This is a genomic window from Bauldia sp. (genome assembly GCF_965232525.1).
GTDB lineage: Bacteria > Pseudomonadota > Alphaproteobacteria > Rhizobiales > Kaistiaceae > Bauldia.
In genome coordinates, this window is sequence record NZ_OZ246980.1 from 3,406,988 (window position 1) to 3,423,262 (window position 16,275).

Below are 16,275 nucleotides of genomic sequence, written 5' to 3' on the forward strand. Positions count from 1 at the left end.
GACGTCGAACGAGCATGACGACAAAGAACACGCCGCCCAAGGGCTTCACCATCGACGACCCCGAGGCGTTTGCCCACAACATCGCCCGCATGGTCGAGGAAGGCGGCAAGGCCGCATCGGCTTACCTCAAGCCTCGCGAAGAAGGCGAAGCGTCGTTCGAGTTCGCCGAGGGTGCAGGCGAAGTGGCCAAGGTGCTTGCCCGCGTCGCCGAATACTGGCTTTCCGACCCGGAGCGGACCGTCGCTGCCGAGAGCCGGCTCGTCTCGAACTACATCGACCTCTGGTCGAACGCACTGAAACGGATGATGGGCGAGCCGGCACCGGCGACCGCCCAGCCTGATCCCGGCGACAAGCGCTTCAAGGACCCTCAGTGGAGCGACAACGCCTATTTCGACTTCATCAAGCAGTTCTATCTGGTGACCAGCCGCTGGGCGGTCGACATGGTCAACGAGGCCGAAGACCTCGATCCCGGTACCCGGACGAAGGCAGCTTTCTATGTCCGCCAGATCGCCGATGCCCTGGCGCCGTCCAACTTCGTCTTCACCAATCCCGAGCTCCTGCAGGAGACCCTTTCCTCCAATGCCGACAATCTCGCCCGCGGCATGCATCTGCTGGCCGAGGACATCGAAGCCGGTCACGGCGATCTCAAGATCAGGCAATCCGGCGAGGGCGATTTCGAGCTGGGCGAAAACCTCGCGACGACGCCAGGCAAGGTGATCTATCAGAACAGTCTCTGCCAGGTGATCCAGTACACCCCAGCAACCGACAAGGTCCTCAAGCGACCGCTGCTGATCGTCCCGCCCTGGATCAACAAGTTCTACATCCTCGACCTCAACGAAAAGAAATCCTTCATCCGTTGGTGCGTGGCGCAGGGCCACACAGTCTTCGTCATTTCCTGGGTCAACCCGACCGAAGCCCATGCTCGCAAGAGCTTCGAGCACTACATGCAGGAAGGTGTTCTCGAGGCCTTGGATGTCGCGCTCAAGGTCACCGGCGCCGATGGCGTTAACGCCGTCGGCTACTGTGTCGGCGGGACTATCCTCGCGGTGACGCTCGCCTGGATGGCGGCGCACAAAGATACGCGCATCAAGTCCGCCACCCTTTTCGCTACCCAGGTTGACTTCACCCATGCCGGCGACCTGCGGGTCTTCGCCGACGAGGAGCACATCGCCGATCTGGAATACCGGATGAAGATGCGCGGCTACCTCGAAGGCAAGCGCATGGCAAACGCCTTCAATCTGCTCCGCGCCAACGACCTGATCTGGCCCTATGTCATTGCCAACTACATCAAGGGCCAGGAGCCGGCACCGTTCGACCTTCTTTACTGGAACGCCGACGCTACCCGCATGCCGGCTGCGAACCACGCCTTCTATCTTCGCAATTGCTATCTGAAGAACCGCCTCTCCGCGGGCGCGATGGAGGTCGCCGGGGTCACCCTCGATCTGAAGAAGGTGAAGATCCCGATCTATAACCTCGCGACCAAAGAGGATCACATCGCGCCGCCGCGCTCGGTTTTCCTCGGCTCATCGTTTTTCGGCGGCAAGGTGACGTTCGTCCTCACCGGCTCGGGCCACATTGCCGGTGTCATCAATCACCCGGATCGGAACAAGTATCAGTACTGGACTGGCCCGGCGCCGAAAGGTGACACCTACGAGGACTGGTTGCCCAAGGCCAAGGAGCATCCCGGTTCCTGGTGGCCCCATTGGCAGAAATGGATCACATCGAAGAACAGGGGGCGTGTCGCCCCCCCGCCGATCGGTGGCAAGGATTTCAAGCCGCTCGAAGACGCCCCCGGCAGCTATGTGAGGATCAAGGCATGACAATCGCGATCATTGGTTCGGGCCGCATGGGCCAGGGCCTGGCAAAACGGCTCGCCGCGGCCGGCGAGACGGTGACGCTGACCGGTCGTGATCCGGACAAGGTTGCGGCATTGGCGGCGGATATCCCGGGCACTATCGGCGCCGGCCCGATCGCGGACGCCGGCAGCGCCGATGTCGTGTTTCTTGCGGTCCCTTACGCCCAGGCTACCGAGGCCGTTGCCCAGGCCGGCAGCCTCACCGGCAAGGTGCTTGTCGACATTACCAATCCGATCGGCCCAGACTTCACCCTCGCCGTTGGCATGACCACCTCCGGCGCCGAGGAAATCCAGAAGAGCGCCCCGCAGGCGCGAGTGGTCAAGGCGTTCAACACCATCTTCTCGGACGTTCTTGCAGTCCAGTTGAGCGAGCCGGACGTGCCACCTCAGGTGCTCTACGCCGGCGATCATGAATTTGCTAACCAGAAGGTGGACGCCCTGATTTCGGCGATAGGCTTCGCCCCGCTCTTTGCCGGTCCCCTCAGGAACGCCCGTTTGCTTGAGCCGATCGGCCTGATGACGATCCAACTCGGCATGGCTCTGGGCCACGGCCGGCGGATCGTGCCACGCTTCGTCGAATACTGAGAAGCGGCCTACTCCACGTGGCCGCTGGGAATGCCGTCGATCGATTTGAGGTTGTTGGCGGCACGATAGCCGGCGAGATCGTCCTCCGCCTCGGCCCAGCGCGTCAGTGACGGACGCTCCCTCTCGTAGGCGTAGACCGGCACGCCGAAACCGCATGAGGTCTGCACCGACTCGATATCGAGAACGATGATCTGCCGCGCCGCCTCGGGCTCCTCGCCGTCGAACGCCTCCGCGAGCACCTGCCTGTAGTCGTCGCCGCTACGTGGCAGAACCCGGCCATGGCCATAGAGTCTCAGAATGTTAGGCGGGCCCTCGAACGCGCAAAGCATAATCGTCAGCCGGCCATCGGCGCGAATGTGAGCCGCGGTCTCGTTTCCGCTGCCGGTCCAGTCCATGTAGGCGACGGTGTTCGAGTCGAGGATTCGAAACGCATCGAGCCCCTTGGGCGACAGGTTGATGCGCGCGCCCTCCGCCGCGGTCGCGGTGAAGAACACATGCTGCCGTCTGATGAACGCCTCGAGATCGGGGTTTAGCCGGTCGTAGAACTTCGGCATCGGGTGGCTCTCGTTATCGCAGTTGCGCGAGGAGTTCCTTCGTTGGGTAGGAGTCAGCCGGCAGCCCGAGCTGGAGCTGCACCTCCTTGACCGCCGCGCGGGTCCTCTCGCCGATGATCCCGTCGACCTTGCCGACGTCGTAGCCACGCCGCGAAAGGATCCTTTGAAGGCGCTTCACTTCATCGGCCGACAGACTGTTGACCTGACTCCCGCGACTTACCCGCGGCGCCCCATCGATCCGCGTGGCGAAATAGGCGGCGGTGGTGGCGTAAACCAGCGACGAGTTCCAGTCGAGGAGGATGTAGAAATTCGGGTAGGCGAGGAAGGCCGGCCCGTTCCGCCCCATCGGCAGGACCAGCGCCGCCTCCAGGCCGTCGTTAGCGAGTGTTCCTTGCCCGGCGGTGACCCCGGCCGCGACCCATTCGGACCGCGGCAGCCGAATCCGGAGGTCGGCCATCTCCCATGGGAAATTGGCCGGAACCTGGACCTCCTGTAGCCACGGTTCCCCGCGACGCCAGCCCACGGATGCCAGATAGTTAGCCGCCGACGCTAAAGCATCAGGTGAGCTTTTGAGGAGATCGACCCGGCCGCTGCCGTCGAAGTCGACGCCGTGGTCGTAGTAGTGCGACGGCAGGAACTGGAGCTGTCCCATCTCGCCGGCCCAGGGTCCCCGCATCTGGTTCGGGGTCAGGTCGCCGCGATCGATGATCTTCAGCGCCGCGATCAGTTGCTCGCGGAAGAGGTCGGGACGCCGGCAGTCATACGCGAGAGTGGCGAGCGCGTTCAGGGTCGAACCGTCGCCGATCACCGCGCCGAAGTCGGTCTCCAGCCCCCAGAACGCAACGATGACCTCGGCCGGCACGCCGTATTGCTGCTCGATCCGGCGGAAGGTGTCGCCGTACTGGCGGATCTTGCCGGGCGCCTGCCCGACCCGATACTGCTCGACCATCCGGTCGGAGAATTGCAGAAAGGTCTGGGAGAACACCCCCTGCGACCGATCTTTGTTGACGACCGCCTGATCGAAGCGCGCCGAGCCGAGCCCGGCTTGGATCGCCTGCTGGGACACGCCGGCGGCTGCCGCTTCCTGCGCAACGCCTTTCAGCCAAGCGTTGAAGTTCGGCTCCTTCTGGCAGGCGACCGCCGGCGAGCCGGCAAAGATCGCGGCCGTGAGCATCGCGGCACCGAGCCGCTTGGGCAACATCATGATGGCGTGGGCCTCCGTTGACAGTCCGCCCCGTTCGACTAGCGACTATAGGGTCGGACAGCCGGCGGGCAAATCCCGTCGACCGCCTAGCTTACTCCGCGACCTGAGCAACCACAGGGTCCCGTCCCAGCGTCAGCCAAGCCAGCAAAAGCGCCCCGATCCCACAGGCAGCGATGATCGTAACCATCGGCAGCGTGGTGCCATCGGCCGTGAGGCTGACGACCACGATCATCACAGCGCCGCTCACCATCTGCAGCGTTCCGCCGAGCGCCGAGGCTATCCCGGCAATCGGGCCATGATCGTCGAGTGCCAGCACCATGGTCGTCGGAATGACGACGCCGAGACAGGCAAATGCCAGGAAGATTAACGGCATCAGCACCGCCAGGCTGTCCGCGCCCGCCAGTGTCGCGACGAACAGCACCACCGAGAACAGCGCGAAACCGCCGGTCGCCCAGAACACGGCGCGGCCCATGCCAAAGCGCGCGCCGAGCCACGATGCCATCTGCGAGACACCGAAGAAGCCGATCGCGTTGACGGAGAAGGCCAACGCATATTCGGTCGGCGTCAGGCCGAAATGCTCGATATAGACGAACGACGAGGCCGCCAGAAACGTGAAGAAGCTCGCCATGCCGAGCCCGCCGATGAAGGTCAAACCCAGAAACCGGCCGTGGACGAGCAACTGGCCAAAGCCGCTCAGCAAGCTCGCCAAACGAACCGGGATCCGCTCCTTCTCCGGCCGGGTTTCCGGCAGGAAGACGGCGAGCATGACAAAACCGACCGCGGCCACCAACGTGATCGCCACGAAAACGGAGCGCCACCCGAACGGCACGATCAACGCACTACCCACCAGCGGCGCCAGGATCGGTGAGACGCTGATCACCAGCATGACCAACGCCATCAGTCGGGTCGCCTCGACGCCGGTATGCATGTCGCGGATGATCGCGCGCGGGATCACCATCACCGATGCCGCGCCGACTCCCTGCACCAGCCGGAACGCGATCAGCCAGCCGATACTAGGCGCGAACGCGCATCCGATGCTGCCGATGGCGAAGACCGTCAGCCCGAAGTAGAGCGGCGGCTTGCGACCGACCATGTCTGACACTGGCCCATAGACGAGCTGGCAGACGCCGAAGGCGACGAAATAGACCATCAGCGTCATCTGCGTCGCCGCTGTCGTCGTCGACAAATCGTCGGCGATCGACGGCAAAGCCGGCAGGTACATATCGATGGCGAATGGGCCGGCAGCGGCGAGCAAGCCGAGCACGATCGCGCTTCTTAGAAAACTCGGTTGCATATCGTTTGTCTTTCAGGAAAGCGAGCCAATCGGATCGCCGTATCAACTATGTTGTCCGCTCCCTTCATGCCACCGGGATGGCGGCCCCTGCTGTCACGCTGTGGCGGTAGGGACTCGTTTCGCCCCGAGGGCGGACACCGCCGGGGCGAACAGGCATGTTGGGCACGGATGATTGCGAAGCGTGTCCCCTACGCCTCGGACCTATGTCCGTCAAGCGTCAATCGACCCTCCCGGACGGATCGGCTAAGAGGAAGAAAGCCATGCGCCCGCCGATCCTCGATCCCCTGTTCCGCCCGGTCACCAGCCTTACCGGTATCGGCCCCAAGCTGGCCGTCATCCTGCGCAAGCTGGTCGGCCGGCCGGAGACCGACGCCACGTCGCGGGTGATCGACCTGTTGTTTCACCTGCCCGTCGCGGTGATTGACCGCAGCCGGCAGCCGGGTATCGCGGAATCGCCGGAAGGCGCCATCGTTACCTTGAAAGTACGGATCGATCGGCATCAGCCGGCACCGCGCGGCAATCGCCGCATTCCCCATCGGGTCTACGCCGATGACGAGACCGGCGAGATCGCCCTCACCTTCTTTCATGCCAACGAGGCGTGGCTCGAGCGCACCATGCCGATTGGCGCGACCCGCTACGTTTCCGGCAAGATGGAGTGGTTCAATGGCCGGCCGAGCATGGTCCATCCGGATCATATCGTCAGCGAAGAAGAGCTGGCCGAGCTGCCGCTGATCGAGCCGGTCTATCCGATGACCGCCGGCCTCTCCCGCAAGACCTTGCTTCGCGCCATCGCTAGTGGTCTGTCGGACGTGCCCGAGCTGCCCGAGTGGCTCGATCCGGCGGTTGTGGCACAGCGCCACTGGACCGGGTTCGGTCCCGCTCTCGACGCCGTCCACCATCCACAATCAGCCGCCGACCTCGAGCCGGCTGCGCCAGCGCGGGGCCGGCTTGCCTATGACGAGTTGCTCGCCAGCCAACTGGCGCTGGCTCTGATGCGTGCTCACCAGAAACGCCGCGCCGGCCGAGCGCGGGTCGGTGACGGCGCACTTCGCGCCAGAATTCGTGACGCCCTGCCTTTCAGCCTGACCGACAGCCAGGAAGCCGCGCTCGCCGATATTGACACCGACCTCGGCGCCCCTGAACGCATGTTGCGGCTGCTTCAGGGCGATGTCGGTTCCGGCAAGACCGTCGTCGCACTCCTTGCGGCCGCCGCAGTAATCGAGACCGGCGCCCAAGCCGCCTTCATGGCACCGACCGAGCTACTGGTCCGCCAGCACGCCCGCACCATCGCACCCATCACCGATGCGGCCGGCCTTCGGCTCGGCGTCCTGACCGGGCGAGAGCGCGGCCGGGAACGGGACGATTTGATCGCCGGGCTCGCCGATGGAACCATCGACCTGCTGATCGGCACGCATGCCTTGTTTCAGGCTGGCGTGACTTTCCGCGATCTTGGCCTTGTGATCGTCGATGAACAGCATCGTTTCGGGGTCCACCAGCGCCTGGCGCTAACCACCAAGGGTGATGCCACCGACGTCTTGGTCATGACCGCGACACCCATCCCCCGTACCTTGGTCCTCACCTATTACGGCGACATGGACGTCTCCCGGCTGACCGAGAAACCCGCGGGCCGCCGGCCGATCGAGACCCGCGCCGTGCCGCTCGACCGCCTCGACCAGGTCGTCTCCCGTATCCGTTCCGCCATCGCCGAGGGTGCCAAGGCCTACTGGGTCTGTCCGCTGGTCGAGGAATCCGAAGCGCTGGATGTTGCAGCCGCCGAAGACCGCTATGCTGCCCTGACTGCCGCCCTCGGCGACGTCGTCGGCCTGGTCCACGGTCGGATGAAGCCGGCCGAGCGCGACGCGGTGATGGCCCGCTTCGTCTCCGGCGAGATCAAGGTTCTGGTGGCGACCACCGTCGTCGAAGTCGGGGTCGACGTCAGCGACGCCACGATCATGGTGATCGAACACGCCGAGCGGTTCGGGCTCGCCCAGCTTCACCAGCTCCGTGGCCGAGTCGGGCGCGGTGACAAGCCGTCGGTCTGTCTGCTGCTGTACAAGGCACCCTTGGGCGCGGTCGCCCGTGATCGGCTGACGATCATGCGCGAAAGCGAGGACGGCTTCGTGATCGCCGAGGAGGACCTCCGGTTGCGCGGCGGCGGCGAAGTCCTGGGCACCCGCCAGTCGGGCACGCCTGGTTTCCGGATCGCCGATCTCGACGTCCATGCCGATCTGATGGAGATCGCCCGCGACGACGCCCGGCTGTTAGTCGACACGGATCCGGGACTCGAGACGAGCCGTGGCGATGCCCTGCGGCTGCTGCTCTATCTCTTCGGCCGGGACGACGCGATCCGTTTGCTCAGGGCCGGTTGAGCGTCGCGTCAGCCTTGACCCGGCGTCCTGCCTCGCCGATCGATATCGGCGGCGTCGCTGGAGGCGACGCGTCATCGCCGTTGGTGTCATCGCCGTTGAAGTCGGGTGAGACCAGTCCGGCGGAGATCACCAGCTTGGCGGCCTCCTCCACCGTCATTCGCAGGCGGACTACGTCCCGCTCCGGGACGAACAGCAGGAAGCCCGATGTCGGATTCGGCGTAGTCGGCAGGAACACCGAGACCATCGTCTCGCCGTTCTCACCGAGGTGATGGCCGACCTCGCCCTTGGTCCCGGTCGCGATGAAGACGATGGCCCAGATTCCCTTGCGCGGATACTGGATCAGCCCCACCGTCTGGAACGTCTTAGCCCGGTTGGAGAGCACGGTTTCGAAGATCTGCTTCAGCCCGCCATAGAGGTTGCGAACCACCGGCATGCGGCCGAGCACCGACTCGCCCCAGGAGACGGCGGTCCGTCCGACCAGATTAGCGGTGAGGAAGCCGATCAGCGTGATCGTGACGATCGCCACCAATAGCCCGAAGCCCGGGATCGAGAACGGCAGGTAGGTATCAGGGCTGTAGGCGGCCGGGATCAGCGGCGTGACCCAGCTATCGATCCAGACGATGAATCCCCAGGTGATGTAGATGGTGAGGAAGAGCGGCGCAGCGATGACCAGTCCGGTCAGGAAATAGTTCCTGAGCCGGTGCATGGCACCGCTTCGCCGTGGCTCGGCGTCGGGATGCGGCGGCTCCTCACCGTCCATCGCGTGATCTCCTCGACCGCCGACGCGGCCGGACTCCCCATTATCTAGCTATAGCACGTCAAATGAGAAGGCCGGGTGACGGTGGGCGCGAGGGTAGGAGTCGGACTCCAAGACGAGCTAAGGCAACTTGGCCGCAACCGGGCCGTCATCCTGAGCGAACCGACGCCCTCCCCGCCTGACCGCCATGCCGTTTCGACTCGCGCTTCACTTCTCTCGCCGACAAGCTACAATGGGGAAGAGCGGAATTGGGGACTGCTGACCGGATCGACCATAGCATGTATTATGAGAGTCCTGACATCAAAACTGGTAGTCGTAGCGATTGCTATATTTGGAGTGGCGCTTCTTACTAATCATAGTGTCCATGCCAGCAACAGCATCACCAAACCTGCTTATTGTAACCCCCCCGCTGCTGGGGTGGTATGTGAACCAACGATCGACGTAACCGAGACCTATACTACTCTGATAATCCATGCATATTGCGGCACCGAGGAATCACCGAGAAAACCAAGCAAATTAACCTGTTCATCACCTAGTACAATAATTGACTGTGGCGAGCCACAGGAAACATCAACATATCGTCAGTGTACCTGCAACTCACCGCCCCCTAACGGCCATAAGTATAAAGCAAAGCCGCACATTCATTGCGACTGAAGCTCGGTCGACGTCGCAGGCACCGCTTGGCGTCCTTATTCCACCGTCACTGACTTGGCCAGATTTCGTGGCTGGTCAACGTCGGTCCCCATGAACACTGCCGTGTGATAAGCGAGAAGCTGGACCGGCAGCGCGTAGATCAACGGTGAAATCGCGGAGGGCATTGGAGGCAGCACCACCTGCCCCACCGTATCGACGCCGGCGGAGGCCACGCCCGGTTCGTCGCTTAGCAGAACGATCCGACCGTCGCGGGCCGCCACCTCCTGAATGTTGGAGACTGTCTTTTCGAAGACGTGATCATGTGGGGCTACCACCACCACCGGCATCGCTTCGTCGATCAACGCGATCGGCCCGTGCTTGAGTTCGCCGGCGGCGTAACCCTCCGAATGGATGTAAGAGATTTCCTTGAGCTTCAGCGCGCCTTCCAGGGCGATCGGATAGCTCGTACCGCGGCCGAGATAGAGAACGTGCTCGGCCTTGGCGAGATCGCGGGCGATCGTCTCGATCCCGTCCTCCAGCCGCAGCACTTGGCTCATCAACCCGGGAACCTCGCCCAGTGCCGTGACCAGATCGGCTTCCTCCGCAACGGACAGCACACCACAGGCCCTGCCGGCGGCCACCGCAAGCGATGCCAACACCGCCAGTTGACAGGTGAATGCTTTGGTCGAGGCGACACCAATCTCCGGGCCCGCGAGGGTCGGCAGAACGATGTCGGCTTCGCGCGCGATCGTCGATTGTTCGACATTGACCACCGCGGCGACCTTTTGGCCCTCTGCCTTGGCGTAGCGCAGCGACGCCAGAGTATCGGCGGTCTCGCCCGATTGGGAGATCACCAGCGACAGGCCGCGGTCCGTCAGCGGCTGCTCCCGGTAGCGAAACTCGGAGGCAATATCGATGTCGACCGGGAGCCGCGCGAACCGCTCGAACCAGTACTTGGCAACCAGCCCGGCATAGAAGGCTGTCCCGCAGGCAGTGATCGACAGCCGGTCGAGACCGGCAAAATCGATGCCGGTGGACGCACTCCGTCCGGCAGCGAGATCGAGATAACGTGCCAGCGTGTGACCGACCACTTCCGGTTGCTCGTAGATCTCCTTGGCCATGAAGTGGCGGTGGTTGCCTTTATCGACCAGTAGGCTGGTGACCGCCGCCCGGGTCAACGGTCGCTCGACTGGATTTCCGTCGGCGTCGTAAATTGCGCACCCGGCCCGGGTCAGGACGGCATGATCTCCGTCCTCGAGATAGGTAATCCGATCAGTTAGCGGCGCCAAGGCGATCGCGTCAGACCCGAGATAGACCTCGCCGTCGCCGTGGCCGACGGCGAGTGGGCTGCCGCGACGGGCACCAATCATCAGGTCGTCCTCGCCGTCGAAAACGACGGCGATGGCGAAGGCGCCGCGTAGTCGTCGGAGCGCTGTCGCGACGGCGTCGACCGGCGTCCTGTCGACCTCCAGGCCCCTGTCGATGAGGTGGGTGATGACCTCCGTGTCGGTATCGGTCGCGAAAACAGCCCCTTGCGCCGTCAGTTCATCCCGCAATTCCCTATAGTTTTCGATGATTCCGTTGTGGACCAGGGCGAGCCGGGCCGTCGCATGCGGGTGTGCGTTGCCCTCGGTCGGCGGCCCGTGCGTCGCCCACCGCGTGTGGCCGATCCCCGATCGCCCGGTGAGCGGTTGATCCGCCAGTCGGCGTTCCAGGTTGCCGAGCTTTCCCTCGGCGCGACAGCGCGTTAGCCGTCCATCTTCAAGCGTCGCGACACCCGCGGAGTCATAGCCCCGGTACTCGAGCCGCTTCAGCGAATCGACCAGCAGAGGCGCGGCCGGCCGGTCCCCGAGAATTCCAACGATCCCGCACATGCCGCCCCGTCCTTCCGACTCGCTTGGCCCGACTCAGGCGCCTTATCACGGCGCTGTCCGGGGTCGAAAAACACATCCTGTTTCCGCCCTTAACCAAGCCGAGGTAGGGGCTATTACTTTCCGGACTGTTTCTTCCGTCGCTGCATCTGCTTGCGGAAGCTGGCCGCCCAGCCCGGCTTGTCAACCTGCCGCCCGCGGCCAACGGCGAGCGCATCGTCTGCAACGTCTTTGCTGATCACGCTGCCGGAGCCGATATAGGCGCCTTCGCCGATCGTGACCGGCGCGACCAGCGCGCTATTGGACCCGACGAAAGCGCCAGCGCCGATCTCGGTATGGTGCTTGAAATAGCCATCGTAGTTGCAGGTGATCGCCCCGGCACCAACATTGGCGCCCGCACCGATGTGGGCGTCACCGATGTAAGCGAGGTGGCTGGCCTTGGCACCGGCATCGACCACAGCGTTCTTGACCTCGACGAAGTTACCGATCCGCGCCCCGGGTCCGATTGTCGTCTCGGGACGCAGCCGCGCGAACGGCCCGACCGTCGCGCCGATACCAACAGTTGCGCCTTCAAGGTGGGAGTAAGCGCGAACGGTGGCGTTGTCGCCCACTGTCACGCCGCGTGCGAAGAAGACATGCGGCTCGACCACCACGTCACGGCCGATCCGGGTATCGTGGCTGAAGTAGACGGTGTCCGGATCGATGAGTGTGACGCCGCCATCCATGGCCGCCTGCCGGGCGTGCTCCTGGAACGTTCGCTCGACCAGCGCCAGTTCCGCGCGCGTGTTGACGCCGATCACCTCCTCCGTATGGACCTCGATCGCACGGACCGTCTTGTCGGCTCGATTGGCAAGCGCCACCAGATCGGGGAGGTAGTATTCCTTCTTGGCGTTGTCGTTGCCGATTTTCTTGAGCAACGGGGCCATGGCGCCACTGAAGCCCATCACGCCGGCATTGACGAAGCCGATCGCCTTCTCCTCGCGGCTGGCGTCCTTCATCTCCCGGATGGCAACGAGTCGCTTGCCATTCATGATCAGCCGCCCATAGGCGGCGGGATCCGGCGGCCGAAACCCGAGGACGACGACGTCCGCGCCACTGGCGAGCGCCCGGCGCATCCGTCTCAGTGTCTTGCCCGTCAACAGCGGCGTATCGCCGTAGAGCACCAAAATGTCGTCGGGAGTTGGCGTGAACGCCTTACGGGCGGCGAGCACGGCGTGGGCCGTTCCAAGCCGGTCCTTCTGGATGAACACCGCCGAACCGGCTGCCTTAGCGTAGTCGGAAACCGCGTCGGCGCTCGGCCCAACGACTGTCGCCACGGTCCCCGCGCCGGCCGTGCGTGCCGCGTCGAGGACGTAGCCAAGCATCGGCCGACTGCCGACCGGGTGCATCACCTTCGGGATCGCCGACCGCATCCGGGTCCCCTCACCCGCGGCGAGGATGATGGCGAGGCAGGTTCGTTTCGGCATGGACGGGTCCTAGCGACGGAAGACGTTGCCACCAATCATGCCCGAAACGGAGGTGATTCGGAGGCGGCCTCAGCCGAGTTGCGCGAGACCGGGAAAGAGATCAAGCAGCCAGAAGGCAATGGTGGTGATTTGTCCGGTGACGAACAGAACACCGGTAACCACCAACAGCGCACCCATCGTTTTTTCTACCGCGCCCATATGGCTGCGGAAGCGCTTCATGAAATTCATGAAAGAACCGGCGAACAATCCAGCGATGATGAAGGGGATACCCAGGCCTGCCGAGTAAGCGGCGAGCAAAAGGACACCTTCGCTGACGGTGTCTTCTGCCAGAGACATTCCCAGGATCAACGAGAGAATGGGTCCGATGCATGGGGTCCAACCGAAACCGAACGCCAGACCCATCACATATGACCCAACCGGGCCGGCTTTGGTGTTGCGAACCTCCATCCGCGCTTGCCGATGAAGCAACCCGATGCGGAACACACCCAGGAAGTGGAGGCCCATGATGATGATGATGCCACCGCCGACGATCGTCAGGATGTCGAGGTATTGACGCAGCAGCTGGCCAAGCGTGGTGGCTGCAGCGCCAAGCAATACAAAAACGGTCGAAAAGCCGAAAACAAAGGCTATGGAGGAAAAGAAAACAGTACGGCGCGCGGCTCTGTTTGGCGATTCGCCGGTCAGTTGGTCCAGACTAACACCGGCGAGATAGCCGAGATAGGGCGGCACCAGCGGCAGCACGCACGGCGACAGGAACGATATCAGGCCTGCAAAGATTGCTACGCCAAAACCAACATTTTCCATCGTATCGTCCTGCTCACGCTGGTTCGCAGTGTAGCGTTGATATAGAGCCTCGGTTGATCGCGCCACAGTCACAATTTCACGAGCCAGACTCGACCTGAGCGTGAGCAGTGCGCCGCGAAACCTCCTTCTTACAAAGGGTTATGGCCGATGCAAGGCAACCCGCCGGCAGCGCCTGCGGCGATCTGCTGCCGAATCTCAAGATCAGGTCGAACCACCGCCTAGCGTTTTGACCTAACGCAATTTCCGAACGCCCCTATGCGGCCAACAATCAACTGGACGAGGCGCCCGTGCTCGGCTTTTCTAGTGCGGCGGCGCTCGAAACCCATGTGGAGGCGATCTTTGCCGGACATCGTTGCCCTGGCCCTAAACCCGACCATTGATGTCTCCGCGGAGGCCGAGGTCGTTCGGCACACCCACAAGACACGCACGACAGACGAGAGCTTCGAGCCGGGTGGCGGCGGCGTCAACGTCGCGCGGGTCGTCACCGAGCTTGGTGGCGATGTCGAGGCGTTCTGCGTTGTCGGCGGTGTTACGGGGGCGTTGCTCACCGAGCTGCTCGGCCGGATTGGGGTGCCCACCCACATCATCGAAGTCCACGGCAACACTCGTATGGCCCACATGGTGTACGAGCGGAGCACCGGACTGGAGTATCGCTTCATCCCGAGCGGCACCGATCTGACCGAAGCCGAGATCGAGTCGGTGCTTGACGCGGTGCGTCAGGCGGACTTTCGGTGGCTGGTGGCGAGCGGCAGCATTCCCCATGGCGCCTCGCCCGACATCCTCGCTCGGTTCGGAGCCATTGCGGCTGAAAAGGGCGCGAGGTTCATCCTGGACACCCACGGCCCCGGTCTCGAAGCGACCCTTGGCGCCACGCCGATTCATCTGGTCAAACCGAGTCTGAACGAGCTGCAGACCTTGATCGGCCATGAGCTTGACATGGAAACCTGCGCAGAAATCGCCGCCACCATGGTCGGCCAGGGACAGGCCGAGGCGGTCGCGGTCACCATGGGTGCCGATGGCGCCCTTATCGCGACGGCGGACGGCGTCTCACACCTGCCGCCTCTTGAGGTCGAGGTCCAGTCGGCCGTCGGCGCGGGCGACAGTTTCGTGGCCGGCATCACCCACGCGCTCGCGGATGGTAACACGCTGGAGGACGCCGTGATGTTAGGCGCCGCGGCGGGGGCGGCCGCTGTCATGTCGCCAGGCACCAGCCTTTGCGAGCGCGACGACATTCTCGCACTCCACGGCAGGATGCGCGAACTGACCCCGAGACCAATCCCGGTTCGAGTCCCCGCATGACGGCAGCCCAGGAGGCGGTCTTCGCCTTCCTTGCCGATCCGGCGACCCACAGTCTCACCGAACCGGTCAAGCGCATCGACACCAATGGAGCCGCCGTTTTTCTGGCCGGCCCGGACGTGTACAAGATCAAACGTGCGGTCCGGTTTCCCTTCATGGACCTCTCGACACTCGAAAAGCGGCACGCCATCTGCGAGGCGGAGATAGCGGTCAATCGCCACTACGCGCCACACCTCTATCACGGCGTCGTTCCGATCAGCCGAGCGCCGGACGGCTCGTTGCGACTTGGTGGCGACGGTGAGGTCACCGAGTGGGCCGTTCACATGCGCCGGTTCAACGAGACGATGACCCTCGATCTCGTCGCTCCAAGGGACGGCCTGATGCCGGGCCTGCTCAAGCGCCTCGCCACGACCGTGGTCGACGCGTTCGTTTCCGCGGAGGTCCGGGATGGCATCATCGCAACCAACGACCTCGCCGGCGTCGTCGAAGAAACGGTAACGTCGCTGACCGAACGAACCGAGGTGTTTCCTGCCGCCGACACCCTCGCCTTCGCTGACGCCCTGCGTATGGCTTTTGACAGCGCACGCCCTCTCCTGCTCGAGCGTGGCGACCGCGGCTATGCGCGCCGGTGCCATGGCGATCTTCATCTTCGCAACATCGTCCTGATCGACGGCAAGCCGATTCTGTTCGACGCCATCGAGTTCGACGAACACATCGCCACCATCGATATCTTCTACGACTTTGCGTTCCTGCTGATGGACATGTGGGAGCGCGGCTTCCGGCCGGAGGCCAACCAGGTTCTCAATCGCTATCTTTGGCAGAGTGAAACCAGTGATGACGACCTCCAGGGTCTCGCGCTCTTGCCGCTGCTGATGGCGCTACGCGCTGCAGTGCGCGCCAAGGTCGAGGCACTGCGTCACGTCACGGTCGACGGCGATGAGGCAGCGCGTGCCGATGCGGTCCGGTACTTCGATCAGGCCGAAGCGTTCCTCACACCGGCCCCCGCACGACTGGTCGCGATCGGCGGATTTTCCGGCACGGGAAAGACAACCCTGTCGCGGGCAATCGCCCATGCCATCGGTCGCGCCCCGGGCGCCGTGCACCTCCGCAGTGACATCGAGCGCAAGCGACTCATGGACGTCGACGAACTCGACCAGCTCCCATCGTCGGCCTACGAGGCGGATGTGACCGAGGCTGTGTTCGCGACGCTCCGACGAGATGCCGATCTGGCACTTCGTGCCGGGCACAGTGTCATCGTCGATGCGGTCCACAAGATACCGGAGGAACGCCGGGCCATCGAAGCCGTCGCCCGCGCGGCAGGCGCGCCGTTTACCGGATTGTGGCTGACAGCGCCCGTCGAAATGCTGATCGACCGCATCTCCCATCGAACCGACGATGCCTCCGACGCGACGGCGGCGGTGGTCATGCTTCAGGCCGACCAACCGTTTGGGCCGATCGACTGGACATCGCTCGATGCGACCCGGCCGCTGGAGACCATGAGCGCCAACGCATTGCGCGCGATTGGCGACGCGTCCTGAACGCGCGCCGGACATTCTTCTCTTGACCGACGGCATACTCTGATAGATA

General features: G+C 63.7%; 12 protein-coding genes. 5 read left to right on the forward strand and 7 right to left on the reverse strand.

Annotated elements, in window-relative coordinates; translation table 11 throughout:
* Positions 1-14 precede the first annotated feature (14 nt).
* Both ACO076_RS16135 and ACO076_RS16140 read left to right on the forward strand, forming a co-directional pair.
* On the forward strand, positions 15-1,820 hold the full coding sequence (locus ACO076_RS16135; RefSeq protein WP_421723852.1) for a PHA/PHB synthase family protein: 1,806 nt from the start codon (positions 15-17) through the stop codon (positions 1,818-1,820).
* Complete coding sequence (locus ACO076_RS16140) at positions 1,817-2,440, forward strand: NADPH-dependent F420 reductase (protein ID WP_421723853.1); 624 nt, start codon at positions 1,817-1,819, stop codon at positions 2,438-2,440. Before ACO076_RS16135 ends, ACO076_RS16140 begins: the two co-directional genes overlap by 4 nt.
* Before the next feature lie 8 nt (positions 2,441-2,448).
* Here ACO076_RS16140 and ACO076_RS16145 read toward each other — a convergent pair whose 3' ends face one another.
* From ACO076_RS16145 to ACO076_RS16155, 3 genes are all read right to left on the reverse strand, one after another.
* Complete coding sequence (locus ACO076_RS16145; RefSeq protein WP_421723854.1) at positions 2,449-2,994, reverse strand: pyridoxamine 5'-phosphate oxidase family protein; 546 nt, start codon at positions 2,992-2,994, stop codon at positions 2,449-2,451.
* A 13-nt stretch (positions 2,995-3,007) separates the two neighbouring features.
* Positions 3,008-4,198: a lytic murein transglycosylase gene (locus ACO076_RS16150; RefSeq protein WP_421723855.1), complete on the reverse strand. Its 1,191-nt coding sequence runs from the start codon at positions 4,196-4,198 to the stop codon at positions 3,008-3,010.
* A 91-nt stretch (positions 4,199-4,289) separates the two neighbouring features.
* The gene (locus ACO076_RS16155; RefSeq protein WP_421723856.1) at positions 4,290-5,492 is read right to left on the reverse strand and encodes a multidrug effflux MFS transporter; all 1,203 of its coding nucleotides are present in this window, start codon (positions 5,490-5,492) and stop codon (positions 4,290-4,292) included.
* Between the two features lie 260 nt (positions 5,493-5,752).
* Between ACO076_RS16155 and recG the strand changes: the two genes are divergently transcribed.
* Complete coding sequence (gene recG, locus ACO076_RS16160; protein WP_421723857.1) at positions 5,753-7,861, forward strand: ATP-dependent DNA helicase RecG; 2,109 nt, start codon at positions 5,753-5,755, stop codon at positions 7,859-7,861.
* Here the strand turns inward: recG and ACO076_RS16165 are convergent.
* The 4 genes from ACO076_RS16165 to ACO076_RS16180 all read right to left on the reverse strand — a co-directional run bounded on the left by ACO076_RS16165 (position 7,848) and on the right by ACO076_RS16180 (position 13,392).
* A complete protein-coding gene (locus ACO076_RS16165; protein ID WP_421723858.1) occupies positions 7,848-8,621 on the reverse strand; it encodes a DUF502 domain-containing protein in 774 nt (257 codons plus the stop codon). The genes recG and ACO076_RS16165 overlap by 14 nt on opposite strands.
* A gap of 686 nt (positions 8,622-9,307) precedes the next feature.
* Positions 9,308-11,125, reverse strand: coding sequence for a glutamine--fructose-6-phosphate transaminase (isomerizing) (gene glmS, locus ACO076_RS16170; protein ID WP_421723859.1), 1,818 nt, complete (start codon positions 11,123-11,125; stop codon positions 9,308-9,310).
* 113 nt (positions 11,126-11,238) lie between these two features.
* Positions 11,239-12,588, reverse strand: a complete 1,350-nt coding sequence (glmU, locus tag ACO076_RS16175; protein ID WP_421723860.1) for a bifunctional UDP-N-acetylglucosamine diphosphorylase/glucosamine-1-phosphate N-acetyltransferase GlmU — start codon at positions 12,586-12,588, stop codon at positions 11,239-11,241.
* A 69-nt stretch (positions 12,589-12,657) separates the two neighbouring features.
* A complete protein-coding gene (locus tag ACO076_RS16180) occupies positions 12,658-13,392 on the reverse strand; it encodes a cytochrome c biogenesis CcdA family protein (protein ID WP_421723861.1) in 735 nt (244 codons plus the stop codon).
* Between the two features lie 339 nt (positions 13,393-13,731).
* On the opposite strand from ACO076_RS16180, the gene ACO076_RS16185 reads away from it, so the two are divergent.
* Together ACO076_RS16185 and ACO076_RS16190 are read left to right on the forward strand one after the other, a co-directional pair.
* Positions 13,732-14,691: a 1-phosphofructokinase family hexose kinase gene (locus ACO076_RS16185; protein WP_421723862.1), complete on the forward strand. Its 960-nt coding sequence runs from the start codon at positions 13,732-13,734 to the stop codon at positions 14,689-14,691.
* The gene (locus tag ACO076_RS16190; protein WP_421723863.1) at positions 14,688-16,226 is read left to right on the forward strand and encodes an AAA family ATPase; all 1,539 of its coding nucleotides are present in this window, start codon (positions 14,688-14,690) and stop codon (positions 16,224-16,226) included. Before ACO076_RS16185 ends, ACO076_RS16190 begins: the two co-directional genes overlap by 4 nt.
* The last annotated feature ends 49 nt before the right edge of the window (positions 16,227-16,275 follow it).